The sequence below is a fragment of the Aquibium microcysteis genome (genome assembly GCF_014495845.1).
Taxonomy (GTDB): Bacteria; Pseudomonadota; Alphaproteobacteria; order Rhizobiales; family Rhizobiaceae; genus Aquibium; species Aquibium microcysteis.
The window spans coordinates 551,836-564,969 of record NZ_CP061080.1 but is presented as its reverse complement, the minus strand read 5'-3'; the positions used below and the strand labels follow the sequence as shown (position 1 = coordinate 564,969).

Here is a 13,134-nt window from a genome sequence, read left to right as displayed (position 1 = left end):
CTGGGGATCGGGGCGTCACCGCCGAGATTCGGCCGCATTCCGGGAGCAGCGTCCGCGCGCTTTTTCCAGGGGAACCCGTCGGGGGTTCCCGACGCATCCAGACGGAGACTTCCATGAAGCTGATCCTTGCCGCTTCCGCGGCCCTTCTCGCCGCCACGTCCCTCGCCCAGGCCGCCGATGCGCCGGTGCTGCGCGATGCGGGTCCGTCCGGCGGCGTGCGAATCGGCGTCCTCGACTGCGAGATCGGCGGCGGCGTCGGCTACGTGCTGGGCTCGGCCAAGGAGATGGACTGCATCTTCAAGGCGAGCCGCGGCGGCGTCTCCGACCAGTACACCGGCACCATCCGCAAGCTCGGCGTCGACCTGGGCTTCACCACCCGCGGCCGCCTCGTCTGGGCGGTGTTCGCGCCGACCGCGGGCTACCATGCCGGGTCGCTCGGCGGTCTCTACCGCGGCGCCACGGTGGAGGCGACGGCGGGCGTCGGCGTCGGCGCCAATGCGCTCGTCGGCGGCACGTCGGGCTCCGTCCATCTGCAGACCATCAGCGTGACCGGCCAGGTCGGCCTGAATCTCGCTGCGACCGGAACCTCGGTAACGCTGACGGCCGCGAACTGAGGCCACAGACGTTCGGCTGGCGACGGGGCCCGGTCATCCGGTGTTCCTCGCCAGCCATTCGCGCCACTGCTTCTCGTCGCCGCGGAACACGTTCAGGTCGATCCGGCCATTGACGCCCTGCGACAGGCCCGATCCCGAATACTGCCAGAACACCCAGTTGCGCTGCGGATAGACCTTGGACGGATGCTGCGCCACCGCGCGCACCCAGAACGGGTATTCCGTGAACTCGCCCTTGAGGTTCTCCTCGTAGAAGTCCGGCGTGGCGTAGACGATCGGCTTCTGGCCGTAGTGCTTCTCCACCTTCTCCAGGAAGACGCGCATCTTGGCCACCACGGTCTTGCGGTCGGGGCGCTTCCTGCAGTCCGACAGGTGGTTCCACTCCACGTCGAGCACAGGCGGCAGCGCGCCCTTCACCTTGGGCACGTTGCGGATGAACCAGTCGGCCTGCGAGGCGGCGTCGCGGCACCAGTAGAAGAAGTGGTAGGCGCCGCGCGGCACGCCGGCCTCGGCGGCGCGCGCCCAGTTGAGCATGAACATCGGGTCGAGATGGTCGCCGCCGTCGGTCGACTTGATCCAGACGAAGTTGGCGCCCTGGCTGCGCAGGGTCTTCCAGTCGATCTCGCCCTGCCAGCGCGACACGTCCACCCCGTGCACCGCATGGTCGCGCGGCGTCTTCGTGCCGAAATTGATCGGATGGGCGTCGCGGAAGCGCTGCGGCTTGACCACCTTGTCCTTGAACGCGTGCAGTGCCGGCGAAGGGATCGGGGCCGATACCAGAGCCGCTTCCACCACGGGCGCGGCTTCCTCCTCGGCGAGCGAGAGGATTTCGGGAGCCGCCTGGGCCTCGGCGAGCGGCGCCCGGGGCTTCGAGATCGAACTCGTCACCTCGTTCGACGGGCGCGGGACGAGATCCTCGAGAGCCGTCCTCGACGTGCAGCCCACCAGCAGGGACAGCGACAGAAGGGCGATCGCAGGCGACGAATAACGCATGATACGCGGGACACACGGCTTGACTGGACACGGGTCGGCCCACGCGGCCAAACCTTCGGCGATAGTGAACGGACAATTACCAACAAAGTCTGAATCCGAATGATTTGGGCGCCGTGATTTTCGCGCAACACGCGCCATTCCGGCTCACGGCTGCGTGATCCGTCCCTCCGCTCCCCCCTCGCGCCGTTAACGCCGTTGCAGGGAGGCGGCGCCCATCTTCCGGACCGCAACGGAATCCCGTCCCATGGTCCGCATCATCGATCTCGACGAAGCCCGCCGTACGCGGGGGCGGCGCACACCGCCCCGGCAGCCGCGCCCGCCGTCGCGGCTGCGCCGGATCCTGCTGCGCATCCTGGTCGCCGCCGTCGTGATCGCTCTCGTGGCGCTCGCCGCCAACTGGCGCTCGATCCTGCCGCAGACCGCGACCGACGGAGGCCTCGTCGGTCTCTATCTGCCGCCGGCCGCCCTTCGCGGCGCAGCCGGCGTGCCGGCACCGGTCCCGACGGTGAAGGTCGCCGCCACCCGCTTCCCACCCTGCGGCGGCAGCGCGCGCGTCGACTGCGTCGTCGACGGCGACACGATCTGGCTCGGCGGCAGCAAGATCCGGATCGCCGACATCAACACGCCGGAACTTTCCAGCTCGCAATGCGCGGCCGAGCGGCGCCTGGCCGAACGCGCGGCCGCGCGGCTGCAGGCCCTCCTCGAGGAAGGTCCGTTCGAACTGCGCGCGCAGGGCCGCGACGAGGATCGCTACGGCCGCAAGCTGCGCACCCTCGTCCGCGACGGCCGCTCGCTCGGCGACACGCTCGTCGCCGAAGGCCTCGCCCACCCCTGGACCGGCCGCCGCCGGAGCTGGTGCGGCTGACCCCGCCCCGCCACCCGAAGAACGCGCCGCCCCCCCACCTTCGTCATCCCGGGTCTGCGCCTCCGCTCCGCTCCGGCTTCGCCCGGGATGACGAAGGTGAAAGTAGCGCCATCCCCTTCACCTTCGTCATCCCGGAACGGCGTCCAAGCGCAGCGCAGGACGACGTATCCGGGATCCATGCCTCGCCGCCCATCCCCGCGATCCGGCCCACGTCGAGGCACGTGCCGCCGCCGCCCCCGTCGCAGCCACATCCCGCGCCGCCCCCCCCTCCGTCGTCGCTTCGCGACGCCACCTCCGCCCCCACTGCGTGGGGTGGAGGACGGACCCTTCCAGTGAAAACAACGCCTTGCGAAAATTCTGTCCACACCCCTGCCGGTCCACGACAGACTGGCCGCAGCTGAAGGAGGGCGGATATGCGCGGGGCGGGACTGAACGGGCGGAAGCTGCGGGAGACGATCACGCTCCTGCTGTCGCTCGCCTCCCACGCCGACGCCGCCGCCGGCCGTTGCTTCGCCGTGCGCTGGCTGGTGCTGTTCTTCCTGCGCCGCGGCGAGCGCGCCGCGCGGGTCAGCGTCGCCGACGCGCTGCGGATCGACGTCGAAGCGATCGAGGACGAACTGGCGGCCGCCGCCGGGCCGGATGACGACAGCCCCTTCGATGCCGCGCTCGTCGCCTGGCGCTACCGCTGGTGCGCGGCGATGCTCTCCGCGGTGCTGGCCAGCATGGGCGGCACCGCCTGGGCGCGCGGCCGCGACGCGATCCCCAGACGCCGCGCGTGCCGGGCCGGTGCTTGCCGCGTCCTGCCCGTCCTGCCGCTGCCGCAGGTCCACGACACCTCCTGACGCCGCGAGGGGCCGTGGCGTCGACGCCGCGTCAGCCCGCGCTCACCCTGCACGGTTCCGGCGACCGCGGCGGACTTGTCCACGCGGCGCGACGCCTTGCGTCGTCCATCAGGCGGCGGATGTCGCGCGCGCTGACGCGGTCGCTCGCCATCAGCATCCGCACGATCGGTTCGTCCAGCAGTTCGTCGAGTGTCGGATCGGTCTGCATCTCGGCCTCCAGGGCCCCCGCCAGCCGCGTCCTAGCGCCGGCCGGTGACTCCCTGATGTCGCGGGCGTGACGAAACATGTCCGTCTTCGCGGCGGCGGCGCCGGTCGAGGACCCGGCAAGGCTTGCCCGGCCTTCCGTTTCCTGAAATCTTGCCCCCCGACTCAAGGTTGGAAGGAAGACATTCGATGAAGACCCGCGCAGCCGTCGCCGTCGCCGCCGGAAAGCCGCTCGAAATCATGGAGGTCGACCTCGAAGGGCCGCGCGCCGGCGAGGTGCTGATCGAGATCAAGGCGACCGGCATCTGCCACACCGACGAGTTCACCCTGTCGGGCGCCGATCCGGAAGGCCTGTTCCCGGCCATTCTCGGCCACGAGGGCGCCGGCATCGTCGTCGACGTCGGCCCGGGCGTCACCACGCTGAAGAAGGGCGACCACGTCATCCCGCTCTACACGCCCGAGTGCCGCTCCTGCCCGTCCTGCCTGTCGCGCAAGACCAACCTCTGCACCGCCATCCGCTCGACCCAGGGCCAGGGCCTGATGCCCGACGGCACCTCGCGCTTCTCGATCGGCAAGGACAAGATCTTCCACTACATGGGCTGCTCGACCTTCTCGAACTTCACCGTGCTGCCCGAGATCGCGGTTGCCAAGGTCAATCCCGACGCGCCCTTCGACACGATCTGCTACATCGGCTGCGGCGTCACCACCGGCATCGGCGCCGTCATCAACACGGCCAAGGTCGAGATCGGCGCGACGGCGGCGGTCTTCGGCCTCGGCGGCATCGGCCTGAACGTCATCCAGGGCCTGAAGCTCGCCGGTGCCGACATGATCATCGGCGTCGACATCAACAACGACAAGAAGGAGTGGGGCGAGCGCTTCGGCATGACGCATTTCGTCAATCCGAAGGAGATCGACGGCGACGTCGTGCCCCATATCGTCAACCTGACGAAGCGCGGCGCCGACCAGATCGGCGGCGCCGACTACACCTTCGACTGCACCGGCAACGTCAAGGTGATGCGCCAGGCGCTGGAATGCGCCCATCGCGGCTGGGGCGAATCGATCGTCATCGGCGTCGCCGGCGCCGGCCAGGAGATCGCCACCCGCCCGTTCCAGCTCGTCACCGGCCGCGTCTGGAAGGGCACCGCCTTCGGCGGCGCGCGCGGCCGCACCGACGTGCCGAAGATCGTCGACTGGTACATGGACGGCAAGATCCAGATCGACCCGATGATCACCCACCGCCTGTCGCTCGACGAGATCAACAAGGGCTTCGACCTGATGCATGCCGGCGAGAGCATCCGCAGCGTCGTGGTCTACTGACGCCCGGACGGAACTTCCCGGCGGCCCGGGCATTCCTGCGGGCTCAAGGGCGTTCAAAGGGGGTATCATCATGACGATCCGGACCATATTGCCGCTGATGGCGGCCGGCATCTCGATGCTGGCGCTCGCCGCCTGCAGCGACGAGCAGAACGCGCAGCGCAGCGAGGCGCCGCCGCCGGCCGTCGAGAGCCCGCAGTCTCCGCCGGCCGCGACCGATGCCCCGCCGGCCGCGCCGTCGGAAACCGGCCGCAACGACGCGCTCGACCGCATCGGCGAAGGCGCCGGCCTCATCCTCGACGGCGCCGGCGAACTGGCGCGCGACGCCCGCAGCCGCACCGAGGCGCTGCTCGAGGATGCGGGTCCGGCGCTCGAGCGGGCGCGCGCCTATGCCCGCGAGCTCGGCGTCGTGGTCAACGAGCTGACCGAGCGGGCGATGCGCGAGTTCGCCGCCGGCGTCGAGGAACTGGAGCGGCGCATCGACGAGGCCGACCGGCCGGGAACCGCTCCCACGGGCGACGCGGCCGCCGTGCTGGCACCGTCGTCGCAGCTCAGGGCCGACACGCGCGCCGCCGCCCGCGCGGCGCCGGCGGGCGTCGGTCCGGCCTATGTCGGCGTCTGGGCGGGCGACGCCGCCTCCTGCGCCCGCATCGACGTCGAGCCGGTCGAGATGATGGCGGTGATCACGCCGACGACGCTGCGCCGCTTCGAGGCGGTGTGCAACTTCGCCGAGACGCCGCTCGCCGGCGACACCGCGACGCTCGCCGCCTCCTGCATCGCCGAGGGCGACATGGAGGAACGCTCGATTTCGCTTGCGATGGCCGGCCCCGACACGCTCTCCATCGACGGATCGCCGCCGCTGGTGCGGTGCCACCTGCCGGAATGAGCGCGGTCCCTCCCGGCGCCACCGCCGATGCGGCGGCGGACGCTTCCGAGCGTTCGCAGGTGCCGCGGCGGCCGCAGGTCTTCGTCGATGCCGATGCCTGTCCGGTGAAGGACGAGGTGGTGAAGGTCGCCGAGCGCCATGGGCTCGTCGTCACCTTCGTCTCCAATGGCGGCCTGCGCCCCTCGCGCGATCCGATGATCCGCAACGTGGTCGTGTCGAAGGGCGCGGATGCGGCCGACGACTGGATCGTCGACAACGCCGCCGCCAATGACGTCGCCGTCACTGCCGACGTGCCGCTCGCCGCGCGGCTGGTGCCGAAGGGCGTCCACGTGCTCGGCCCGACGGGGCGTCCCTTCACGCCCGAATCGATCGGCATGGCGGTGGCCATGCGCGACCTGAAGCAGCACCTGCGCGAGACCGGCGAGGACCGCGGCTTCAACCGCAGCTTCTCGCCGCGCGACCGCTCCGAATTCCTGTCGGCGCTCGACCGGACGGTGCGGCGGGCGCTCCATGCCGGCGCGGCCGTTTGAACGGCCACCGGCGCGGTGATATCATGGCGCCGTCAGACGGAGGCATTCCCGTGGCCAGCATGATCATCCGCAACATTCCCGACGACGTCTTCGAGCGCTTCGAGCAGCGCGCGAAGGCCGACGGCAAGTCGGCCGAGCAGCTGGCGCGCGAGGTCATCGCCGAGAAGGGCATGCCGGACCGGGCGGAGCTCATCCGGCGCGTCGACGCGATCCGGGCCAGTTCGACGCCGATCGACTGGGGAACGGCGGAACGATTCTGGGAGGAACACCGCGCCGAGCGGGACGCCCGCCCGGCGGATCCGTCGCTCGATGCCGATCGTTGATGCAAGCGTGGCGATCGCCTGGTTCGTCCCGATCGGCACCAGTGCGTCCGCGCGGCCGGTCCTGTCGTACGAGCCTCTGGCTGCGCCATCGCTGCTGCGGGTCGAACTGACCAGCGCGCTCATCAAATACGTTCGGGCCGGGCTGGCGCCGGAACGGACGGTTCTGGAGGCGGTCCGTTCTCTCGACGGGCTCGTCCACGACTGGACCGAGGACGCATTGCTGTTACCGGTGGCGACCGGGCTGGCCTTGCAGCTTCAGCACAAGATATATGACTGCCTCTACCTCGCCCTCGCGCTGCAACGCCGCGAGCCTCTCGTCACCGCCGACCGCCGCCTCGCGGCCAAGGCGCGCGACCTCGCCATCGAAACCGAACTGATAGAGCCTTCCTTTTGAAAACGATTTCCACGGCAAAATCCCACGGCGGCACGCAGGGCGTCTACAGCCACGCCTCGGAGGCCTGCGGCTGCGACATGACCTTCGCGGTCTTCGTCCCGCCGCAGGCCAAGGACGGTCCCTGCCCCGTCGTCTGGTATCTCTCCGGCCTCACCTGCACCCATGCCAACGTGATGGAGAAGGGCGAGTACCGGCGCATGGCGGCCGAGCTCGGCCTGATCGTCGTCTGTCCGGACACCAGCCCGCGCGGCGCGGACGTCCCCGACGAGAAGGAGAACTGGCAGTTCGGCTCCGGCGCCGGCTTCTACGTCGACGCGACCGAGGCGCCCTATGCCGCCAACTACCGGATGTACTCCTACGTCGTCGACGAACTGCCCCGGCTGATCGCGGCCAACTTTCCGGCCGATAGGGCGCGGCAGTCGATCTTCGGCCATTCCATGGGCGGCCATGGCGCGCTGACCATCGCGCTGAAGAATCCCGACCGCTTCGCCAGCTGCTCGGCCTTCGCCCCGATCGTGCACCCTGCGGCCGCCGACTGGTCGTCGAAGGCCTTCGCGCGCTATCTCGGTCCCGACGAGGCCGGCTGGCGGGCCCATGACGCCTGCCTGCTGATCGAGGACGGCCATCGCTTCGACGGCTTCCTCGTCGACCAGGGCACGTCCGACGGCTTCCTGCAGGACGGGCTGCGCCCCTGGCTCCTGGAAGAGGCCTGTCGCAAGGCCGGCATCCCGCTCACCCTGCGCATGCAGGAGGGCTACGACCACTCCTACTTCTTCATCTCCAGCTTCATGGAAGACCACCTGCGCTGGCACGCGGCCCGGCTCGGCGCGGGCGGAGGCGACGCGAAATGACGTTCGCCGGAGAGACAGGCGGGCCGTTGTGGGCTATGGATCGCGCATGAGACGGTCGAAGAGGACACAGTCATGGCGGTCGTGACACCCATCCACCGGCGGCTTCCCGATGCCGATACCTTCGGCGGAAGGCTGTCGCGCATCCGCGACGCGCAGGGCATGAGCACGGCGGCGCTGGCCCGCCGCGTCGGCGTCCGCCAGAAGACGATCGAGCAGTGGGAGAGCGACCGCTCGGAGCCCGGCGTCGAGCGTCTGGCGCTGCTGGCGGGTGTGCTCAACGTCAATCTGGTCTGGCTGCTGCACGGCGTCGGCGACGCGCCCACCGACGAGATCGGCCCCGATCCGCTGGCGGCGATCACCGTCCAGCTGGAACGCCTCAAGCGCATGCACGAGGACACCGGCCGCATCATCGACCGCATCCAGCGCGAACTGACCCGGCTCGAAGAGGAGCGCTGAGCGCGTCGACGCGCCGGACGGGCGAGCCCGCGGATCCGCTCCGCAGAGGCCCGCCGGAGACCGTCAGGCAACCCTGGCGATGAGATCCCGGATCGCCGGATGCAGCAGCGGCGATTCGCGGCCGATGAAGGAGAGCAGCGCCTTCTCGTTGTCGTGGACCCTGCCGTCGCGCGCGATCCGCTCCACCAGCCACGCCGCCTCGCCGGCGTCGATCGCCTCCGCCTGCGCTGACGCGGCGGCGCGTTCGGCGTTGCGGGTCCGCCAGGCTTCTTCGAGACCGGACGGGGCACGGTAGGCGTCGAGGATCCCCTTCGCGGCGGCCGACGCCATGGCGCGGAAGAAGCCGGCGACGTCGATGCTCCTGTCGTCGAGGAAGGTCTCGTGGCGCAGCGCCTCCTCGCGCGTGGGCGGCGTCCAGCCCGAGGCGCACATGACGAAGTTCGCCATCGCCTTGACGAAGAGTTCCGTCCATTCCGGGTGATTGGCCGCGCCGGCGGTGCGGTCGTTGAGATCGAACAGCACCTCCGCCTCCTCGCGGCTGATGCCGATGCCGGCGCCGCCGCCGAAGGCGTGGAGGATGCGGCGCAGCAGGTCGACCTCGGCCTTGCCGATGACGCCGGGGACGAGCGTGCGGCCATCCGGCATCCGCAGGACGCCGTCGACGACGGCTTCGGCAACGAGACCGAGCGCGTGGGCCGACAGGCTCGGCGGGGACGTGCGGGCGCGCTCCAGCACCGCGATCAGCACTTCGAGTTCCGTGGCCGGTCGCGCCGTCCCTGCCGCAGCGACCAGCCAGGCCGCGTTGGCATCGGAGACGTAACCCGCCGGAACCTCCTGATGGACGAGATGGTCCGTCACCGCCTCGACGAGGAAGGCCGTCCATTCGGGGCAGGTCGAGCCGGCGCGGCCATCCATCGCCAGGAGCCGCTCGGCCTCCGCCCGGGAGACGCGACCATCCGGAAAGACCTCCGCCCTCAGTCGCGCGACGTCCGCGACGCCGATGCTCTCGTGGTCGCCCGTGCGCACCGACGCCGAAACCGAACCGCTTCCTGCCATGTCCCTCACCCCGCGCCACCAGCCGGACTCCGACGTCCGGCGGAGACTAGCTGCCTTGGCTTGAAAAATGGCGAAGACGGGTGGTTAGCGAAGCTTTAGCGTCCGGAGGCCCGCGCCGGCAGGTCCGCCAGCACCGGCGGCAGAAGCCCCGGCAGGTCCTCGGCGATCAGGCCCGGCCCGAACCGCGACCCCGCCTCGGCATGCATCCAGACCGCGGCGCAGGCCGCCTCGAAGGCCGGCATGCCCTGCGCCAGCAGACCGGCGGCGATGCCCGCCAGCACGTCGCCCGATCCGGCCGTCGCCAGATAGGGCGTCCCGTTGGCGTTGACCGCAGCGCGGCCCGCCGGTTCGGCGATCACCGTGTCCGGCCCCTTCACGACCACGACCGCGTGCGACCGGCGCGCTGCCGCCTGCGCCCGCTCCAGCTTCGACAGCGTGCCGTCGGCGGCGAGGTCGGGGAACAGCCGGCGGAACTCGCCCTCGTGCGGCGTCAGCACCACGAGCGGTTCGCCCCCCGGCTCCGCGCGTACGAGCAGGCGGAACAGCGCCTGCGGCTCCTCTTCGAACGACGTCAGCGCGTCGGCGTCGAGCACCAGCCGCAGGGCGCCCTCCTCGCCGAGCCGGGCGAGCGCGGCGACGAACCCGGCGCAGCGGCTGCCGGTGCCGAAGCCCGGCCCGATGACCGCCGCCGCCAGCCGCCGCTCGCGGGCGAAGGCCAAGGCCTCGTCCGGCGTGTCCGTGCGGCGCAGCATGATCGACGTCAGGTGCATGGCGTTGACCTGCAGCGCCGAGGCCGGCGACAGGACGGTCACCGCGCCCGCCCCGGCGCGCGCGGCGGCCAGCGCCGCGAGCCGCGCCGCGCCCGTGGCCGAGGCGCCGCCGGAGAAGACGCCGGCATGGCCGCGTGCATATTTGTGCGCCTCCCGGTGCGGACGGGGGAAGCATTGCCGCCACAGGAGCGGCTCGTTCCGGAAGGTCCGGCAGCCGATGTCCCGCAGGACCGTGTCCGCAATGCCGATGTCGGCGAGCACGGTCTCGCCGCAATGGCTGCGCCCCGGCTCCAGCAGGTGGCCCGGCTTCAGCCGGAAGAAGGTGACGGTGAGGCCGGCACGGATCGCCGTGCCGAGGGGCTGGCCGGTCCGGCCCGAAATGCCCGACGGGAGGTCGACGGCGACCACGAACGCGTCCGAGGCATTGGCCCGGTCGATCGCGTCGGCGGCCGGACCTGTCACGGCGCGCGCGAGGCCGGCGCCGAACAGCGCGTCGACGACGAGGTCGCAGGACCGAGGCTGGAAGTCCGAAAGCGGCCGGATCGGCCGGGCCCAGTCCGCGCTAGCCCGGCCGGCATCCCCGCCGGCGGGCGGCGCATCGCAATGGACCTCGACGCGAAGGCCGGCCTGCGTCAGGCGCGCGGCAACGATGAAGCCGTCGCCGCCATTGTTCCCGGGCCCCGCCAGCACGTGGACGCGGGCCGCGCCGGGATGGCGGGCGAGGATCTCGGCCGCCACGGCGTCGCCGGCGCGGCGCATCAGCCCGGCGCCGTCGAAGGGGCCGGATGCAATGGCGAGACGGTCGGCCTGCGCCATCTCGTCGGGGGTGAGGAGTTCGAGCGTCATGCAGCCATCCGTCGATCGGAAAGGCAGACTAGTCGCTGCGGGCCGTGGCTGGCAAACGCAGCCGATGCACAAATATTATGCCATTTGCCCACTTTATCATCATCGCCGATTGCGCCTTCGGGCGGCTTCCGGCAGTTTCATCGCGGCGGGCACGAGCTCGTCCCGCCCAAGCCCGCGCGAAGCTTCGGAACCTCCGTGGTGGCGCTGCGTCAGCCGAATTTGATGCCGATCTGGCACGGTTCGTGCTTCGGTTTGGCGGAAGCGGGCTCGATCTGCCGCGCATATCCATCGGAGGCCCCATTCGGATGAAGAAAATCGAAGCGATCATCAAACCGTTCAAGCTGGACGAAGTGAAGGAAGCCCTTCAGGAAGTCGGCTTGCAGGGGATCACGGTTACCGAGGCGAAAGGTTTCGGGCGCCAGAAGGGGCACACCGAGCTCTACCGGGGAGCGGAGTATGTGGTGGACTTCCTGCCGAAGGTGAAGGTCGAGGTGGTGCTCGCCGACGAATCCGTCGACGCGGCACTCGAGGCGATCCGCAAGGCCGCACAGACGGGGCGGATCGGCGACGGCAAGATCTTCGTCTCCAACATCGAGGAAGTCGTCCGCATCCGCACGGGCGAGACCGGCGTCGACGCGATCTGATCCGTCGAAGCCGTCCACAACAGTTTCATCGTCAGACAGGGAAAACGAAATGACGACAGCCAGCGACATCATGAAGCAGATCAAGGACAACGACGTGAAATTCGTCGACCTGCGCTTCACCGACCCGAAGGGCAAGCTCCAGCACGTCACCATGGACGTCGCCGAGGTCGAGGAGGACATGTTCGCCGACGGCGTGATGTTCGACGGATCCTCGATCGCGGGCTGGAAGGCGATCAACGAGTCCGACATGGTTCTCATGCCCGACACCGAGACGGTCCACATGGATCCGTTCTTCGCCCAGTCGACCATGGTCATCCTGTGCGACATCCTCGATCCGGTGTCCGGCGAGGCCTACAACCGCGATCCGCGCGGCACGGCCAAGAAGGCCGAGGCCTACATGAAGTCGGAAGGCATCGGCGACACCATCTATGTCGGCCCCGAGGCCGAGTTCTTCGTGTTCGACGACGTCAAGTACAAGGCCGACCCCTACAACACCGGCTTCAAGCTCGACTCGACCGAACTGCCGTCGAACGACGACACCGACTACGAGACCGGCAACCTCGGCCACCGTCCGCGCGTCAAGGGCGGCTACTTCCCGGTCCCGCCGATCGATTCGCTGCAGGACATGCGCTCGGAGATGCTGACCGTGCTCACCGAGATGGGGGTGCGCGTCGAGAAGCATCACCACGAGGTGGCGGCCGCCCAGCACGAGCTCGGCATCAAGTTCGACACGCTCGTCCGCAACGCCGACAAGATGCTGATCTACAAGTACGTCGTGCACCAGGTCGCCAATGCCTACGGCAAGACGGCCACCTTCATGCCGAAGCCGATCTTCGGCGACAACGGCTCGGGCATGCACGTGCACCAGTCGATCTGGAAGGACGGCAAGCCGACCTTCGCGGGCAATGAATATGCCGGCCTGTCGGAGACCTGCCTCTACTACATCGGCGGCATCATCAAGCACGCCAAGGCCATCAACGCCTTCACCAACCCGCTCACCAACTCCTACAAGCGTCTGGTGCCGGGCTACGAGGCGCCGGTGCTGCTCGCCTATTCGGCGCGCAACCGCTCGGCCTCCTGCCGCATCCCCTTCGGCTCCTCGCCGAAGTCGAAGCGCGTCGAGGTCCGCTTCCCCGATCCGGGCGCGAACCCCTATCTCGGCTTCGCGGCGATGCTGATGGCCGGCATCGACGGCATCAAGAACAAGATCCACCCCGGTCAGCCGATGGACAAGGATCTCTACGACCTGCCGCCGAAGGAGCTGAAGAAGATCCCGACCGTCTGCGGCTCGCTGCGCGAAGCCCTGATGAGCCTCGACAAGGACCGCGGCTTCCTGAAGGCCGGCGGCGTGTTCGACGACGACCAGATCGATGCCTATATCGAGCTGAAGATGCACGAGGTCATGCGCTTCGAGATGACCCCGCATCCGGTCGAGTTCGACATGTACTACTCGGTCTGATCGTCCTCCCGAGGCGACCGACGGACGGAGCCGGGCACAAGCCCGGCTCTTTTCGTTTTGGGAGGTTCGCGGCCGGAGACGGGGATGCAC

The 13,134-nt window shown here is 69.7% G+C and carries 16 protein-coding genes; 12 read left to right on the top strand and 4 right to left on the bottom strand.

All coding sequences use genetic code 11. The annotated features are described in order from the left end of the window. The first annotated feature begins 113 nt into the window (after nt 1–113). Nucleotides 114–614, top strand: a complete 501-nt coding sequence (locus tag IAI54_RS02625; protein WP_187970877.1) for a DUF992 domain-containing protein — start codon at nt 114–116, stop codon at nt 612–614. Between the two features lie 33 nt (nt 615–647). Here IAI54_RS02625 and IAI54_RS02620 read toward each other — a convergent pair whose 3' ends face one another. Then, nucleotides 648–1,604, bottom strand: a complete 957-nt coding sequence (locus IAI54_RS02620; RefSeq protein WP_187970876.1) for a glycoside hydrolase family 25 protein — start codon at nt 1,602–1,604, stop codon at nt 648–650. A 244-nt stretch (nt 1,605–1,848) separates the two neighbouring features. On the opposite strand from IAI54_RS02620, the gene IAI54_RS02615 reads away from it, so the two are divergent. Further along, complete coding sequence (locus IAI54_RS02615; RefSeq protein ID WP_187970875.1) at nt 1,849–2,469, top strand: thermonuclease family protein; 621 nt, start codon at nt 1,849–1,851, stop codon at nt 2,467–2,469. A gap of 413 nt (nt 2,470–2,882) precedes the next feature. After that, complete coding sequence (locus IAI54_RS02610; protein ID WP_187970874.1) at nt 2,883–3,311, top strand: hypothetical protein; 429 nt, start codon at nt 2,883–2,885, stop codon at nt 3,309–3,311. A gap of 31 nt (nt 3,312–3,342) precedes the next feature. On the opposite strand, the gene IAI54_RS02605 is transcribed toward IAI54_RS02610, so the two are convergent. Further along, nucleotides 3,343–3,597 carry a hypothetical protein gene (locus tag IAI54_RS02605; protein ID WP_187970873.1) on the bottom strand — a complete coding sequence of 85 codons (255 nt, stop codon included), beginning with the start codon at nt 3,595–3,597 and terminating at the stop codon, nt 3,343–3,345. 107 nt (nt 3,598–3,704) lie between these two features. Here IAI54_RS02605 and IAI54_RS02600 point away from each other — a divergent pair, with 107 nt between their 5' ends. The 7 genes from IAI54_RS02600 to IAI54_RS02570 all read left to right on the top strand — a co-directional run bounded on the left by IAI54_RS02600 (nt 3,705) and on the right by IAI54_RS02570 (nt 8,269). Then, nucleotides 3,705–4,832, top strand: coding sequence for an S-(hydroxymethyl)glutathione dehydrogenase/class III alcohol dehydrogenase (locus tag IAI54_RS02600; RefSeq protein ID WP_187970872.1), 1,128 nt, complete (start codon nt 3,705–3,707; stop codon nt 4,830–4,832). Nucleotides 4,833–4,902: 70 nt separating this feature from the next. Further along, complete coding sequence (locus IAI54_RS02595; protein ID WP_187970871.1) at nt 4,903–5,715, top strand: hypothetical protein; 813 nt, start codon at nt 4,903–4,905, stop codon at nt 5,713–5,715. Beyond that, nucleotides 5,712–6,245 (top strand): YaiI/YqxD family protein, encoded by a 534-nt coding sequence (locus tag IAI54_RS02590; RefSeq protein ID WP_420838261.1) that lies wholly within the window; start codon nt 5,712–5,714, stop codon nt 6,243–6,245. Before IAI54_RS02595 ends, IAI54_RS02590 begins: the two co-directional genes overlap by 4 nt. A gap of 59 nt (nt 6,246–6,304) precedes the next feature. Continuing rightward, nucleotides 6,305–6,568, top strand: a complete 264-nt coding sequence (locus IAI54_RS02585; protein ID WP_420838289.1) for a FitA-like ribbon-helix-helix domain-containing protein — start codon at nt 6,305–6,307, stop codon at nt 6,566–6,568. Next, a complete protein-coding gene (locus IAI54_RS02580) occupies nt 6,555–6,962 on the top strand; it encodes a type II toxin-antitoxin system VapC family toxin (protein WP_187970869.1) in 408 nt (135 codons plus the stop codon). The genes IAI54_RS02585 and IAI54_RS02580 overlap by 14 nt, the downstream gene beginning before the upstream one ends. After that, nucleotides 6,959–7,813, top strand: coding sequence for an S-formylglutathione hydrolase (gene fghA / locus IAI54_RS02575; RefSeq protein WP_187970868.1), 855 nt, complete (start codon nt 6,959–6,961; stop codon nt 7,811–7,813). The genes IAI54_RS02580 and fghA overlap by 4 nt, the downstream gene beginning before the upstream one ends. Before the next feature lie 72 nt (nt 7,814–7,885). Further along, nucleotides 7,886–8,269, top strand: coding sequence for a helix-turn-helix domain-containing protein (locus tag IAI54_RS02570; RefSeq protein WP_187970867.1), 384 nt, complete (start codon nt 7,886–7,888; stop codon nt 8,267–8,269). 63 nt (nt 8,270–8,332) lie between these two features. On the opposite strand, the gene IAI54_RS02565 is transcribed toward IAI54_RS02570, so the two are convergent. Beyond that, nucleotides 8,333–9,325: a hypothetical protein gene (locus tag IAI54_RS02565; protein WP_187970866.1), complete on the bottom strand. Its 993-nt coding sequence runs from the start codon at nt 9,323–9,325 to the stop codon at nt 8,333–8,335. Nucleotides 9,326–9,420: 95 nt separating this feature from the next. Further along, nucleotides 9,421–10,941: an NAD(P)H-hydrate dehydratase gene (locus IAI54_RS02560; protein ID WP_187970865.1), complete on the bottom strand. Its 1,521-nt coding sequence runs from the start codon at nt 10,939–10,941 to the stop codon at nt 9,421–9,423. 305 nt (nt 10,942–11,246) lie between these two features. Between IAI54_RS02560 and IAI54_RS02555 the strand changes: the two genes are divergently transcribed. Together IAI54_RS02555 and glnA are read left to right on the top strand one after the other, a co-directional pair. After that, nucleotides 11,247–11,585: a P-II family nitrogen regulator gene (locus IAI54_RS02555; protein ID WP_187970864.1), complete on the top strand. Its 339-nt coding sequence runs from the start codon at nt 11,247–11,249 to the stop codon at nt 11,583–11,585. Nucleotides 11,586–11,634: 49 nt separating this feature from the next. After that, the gene (gene glnA / locus IAI54_RS02550) at nt 11,635–13,044 is read left to right on the top strand and encodes a type I glutamate--ammonia ligase (protein WP_187970863.1); all 1,410 of its coding nucleotides are present in this window, start codon (nt 11,635–11,637) and stop codon (nt 13,042–13,044) included. The last annotated feature ends 90 nt before the right edge of the window (nt 13,045–13,134 follow it).

What these genes read in the sequence shown, in the direction of transcription:
- IAI54_RS02625 (WP_187970877.1), top strand. Translation starts at nt 114, where the DNA reads ATGAAGCTGATCCTTGCCGCTTCCGCGGCCCTTCTCGCCGCCACGTCC.
- IAI54_RS02620 (WP_187970876.1), bottom strand. Translation starts at nt 1,604, where the DNA reads ATGCGTTATTCGTCGCCTGCGATCGCCCTTCTGTCGCTGTCCCTGCTG.
- IAI54_RS02615 (WP_187970875.1), top strand. Translation starts at nt 1,849, where the DNA reads ATGGTCCGCATCATCGATCTCGACGAAGCCCGCCGTACGCGGGGGCGG.
- IAI54_RS02610 (WP_187970874.1), top strand. Translation starts at nt 2,883, where the DNA reads ATGCGCGGGGCGGGACTGAACGGGCGGAAGCTGCGGGAGACGATCACG.
- IAI54_RS02605 (WP_187970873.1), bottom strand. Translation starts at nt 3,597, where the DNA reads ATGTTTCGTCACGCCCGCGACATCAGGGAGTCACCGGCCGGCGCTAGG.
- IAI54_RS02600 (WP_187970872.1), top strand. Translation starts at nt 3,705, where the DNA reads ATGAAGACCCGCGCAGCCGTCGCCGTCGCCGCCGGAAAGCCGCTCGAA.
- IAI54_RS02595 (WP_187970871.1), top strand. Translation starts at nt 4,903, where the DNA reads ATGACGATCCGGACCATATTGCCGCTGATGGCGGCCGGCATCTCGATG.
- IAI54_RS02590 (WP_420838261.1), top strand. Translation starts at nt 5,712, where the DNA reads ATGAGCGCGGTCCCTCCCGGCGCCACCGCCGATGCGGCGGCGGACGCT.
- IAI54_RS02585 (WP_420838289.1), top strand. Translation starts at nt 6,305, where the DNA reads ATGATCATCCGCAACATTCCCGACGACGTCTTCGAGCGCTTCGAGCAG.
- IAI54_RS02580 (WP_187970869.1), top strand. Translation starts at nt 6,555, where the DNA reads ATGCCGATCGTTGATGCAAGCGTGGCGATCGCCTGGTTCGTCCCGATC.
- IAI54_RS02570 (WP_187970867.1), top strand. Translation starts at nt 7,886, where the DNA reads ATGGCGGTCGTGACACCCATCCACCGGCGGCTTCCCGATGCCGATACC.
- IAI54_RS02565 (WP_187970866.1), bottom strand. Translation starts at nt 9,325, where the DNA reads ATGGCAGGAAGCGGTTCGGTTTCGGCGTCGGTGCGCACGGGCGACCAC.
- IAI54_RS02560 (WP_187970865.1), bottom strand. Translation starts at nt 10,941, where the DNA reads ATGACGCTCGAACTCCTCACCCCCGACGAGATGGCGCAGGCCGACCGT.
- IAI54_RS02555 (WP_187970864.1), top strand. Translation starts at nt 11,247, where the DNA reads ATGAAGAAAATCGAAGCGATCATCAAACCGTTCAAGCTGGACGAAGTG.
- glnA (WP_187970863.1), top strand. Translation starts at nt 11,635, where the DNA reads ATGACGACAGCCAGCGACATCATGAAGCAGATCAAGGACAACGACGTG.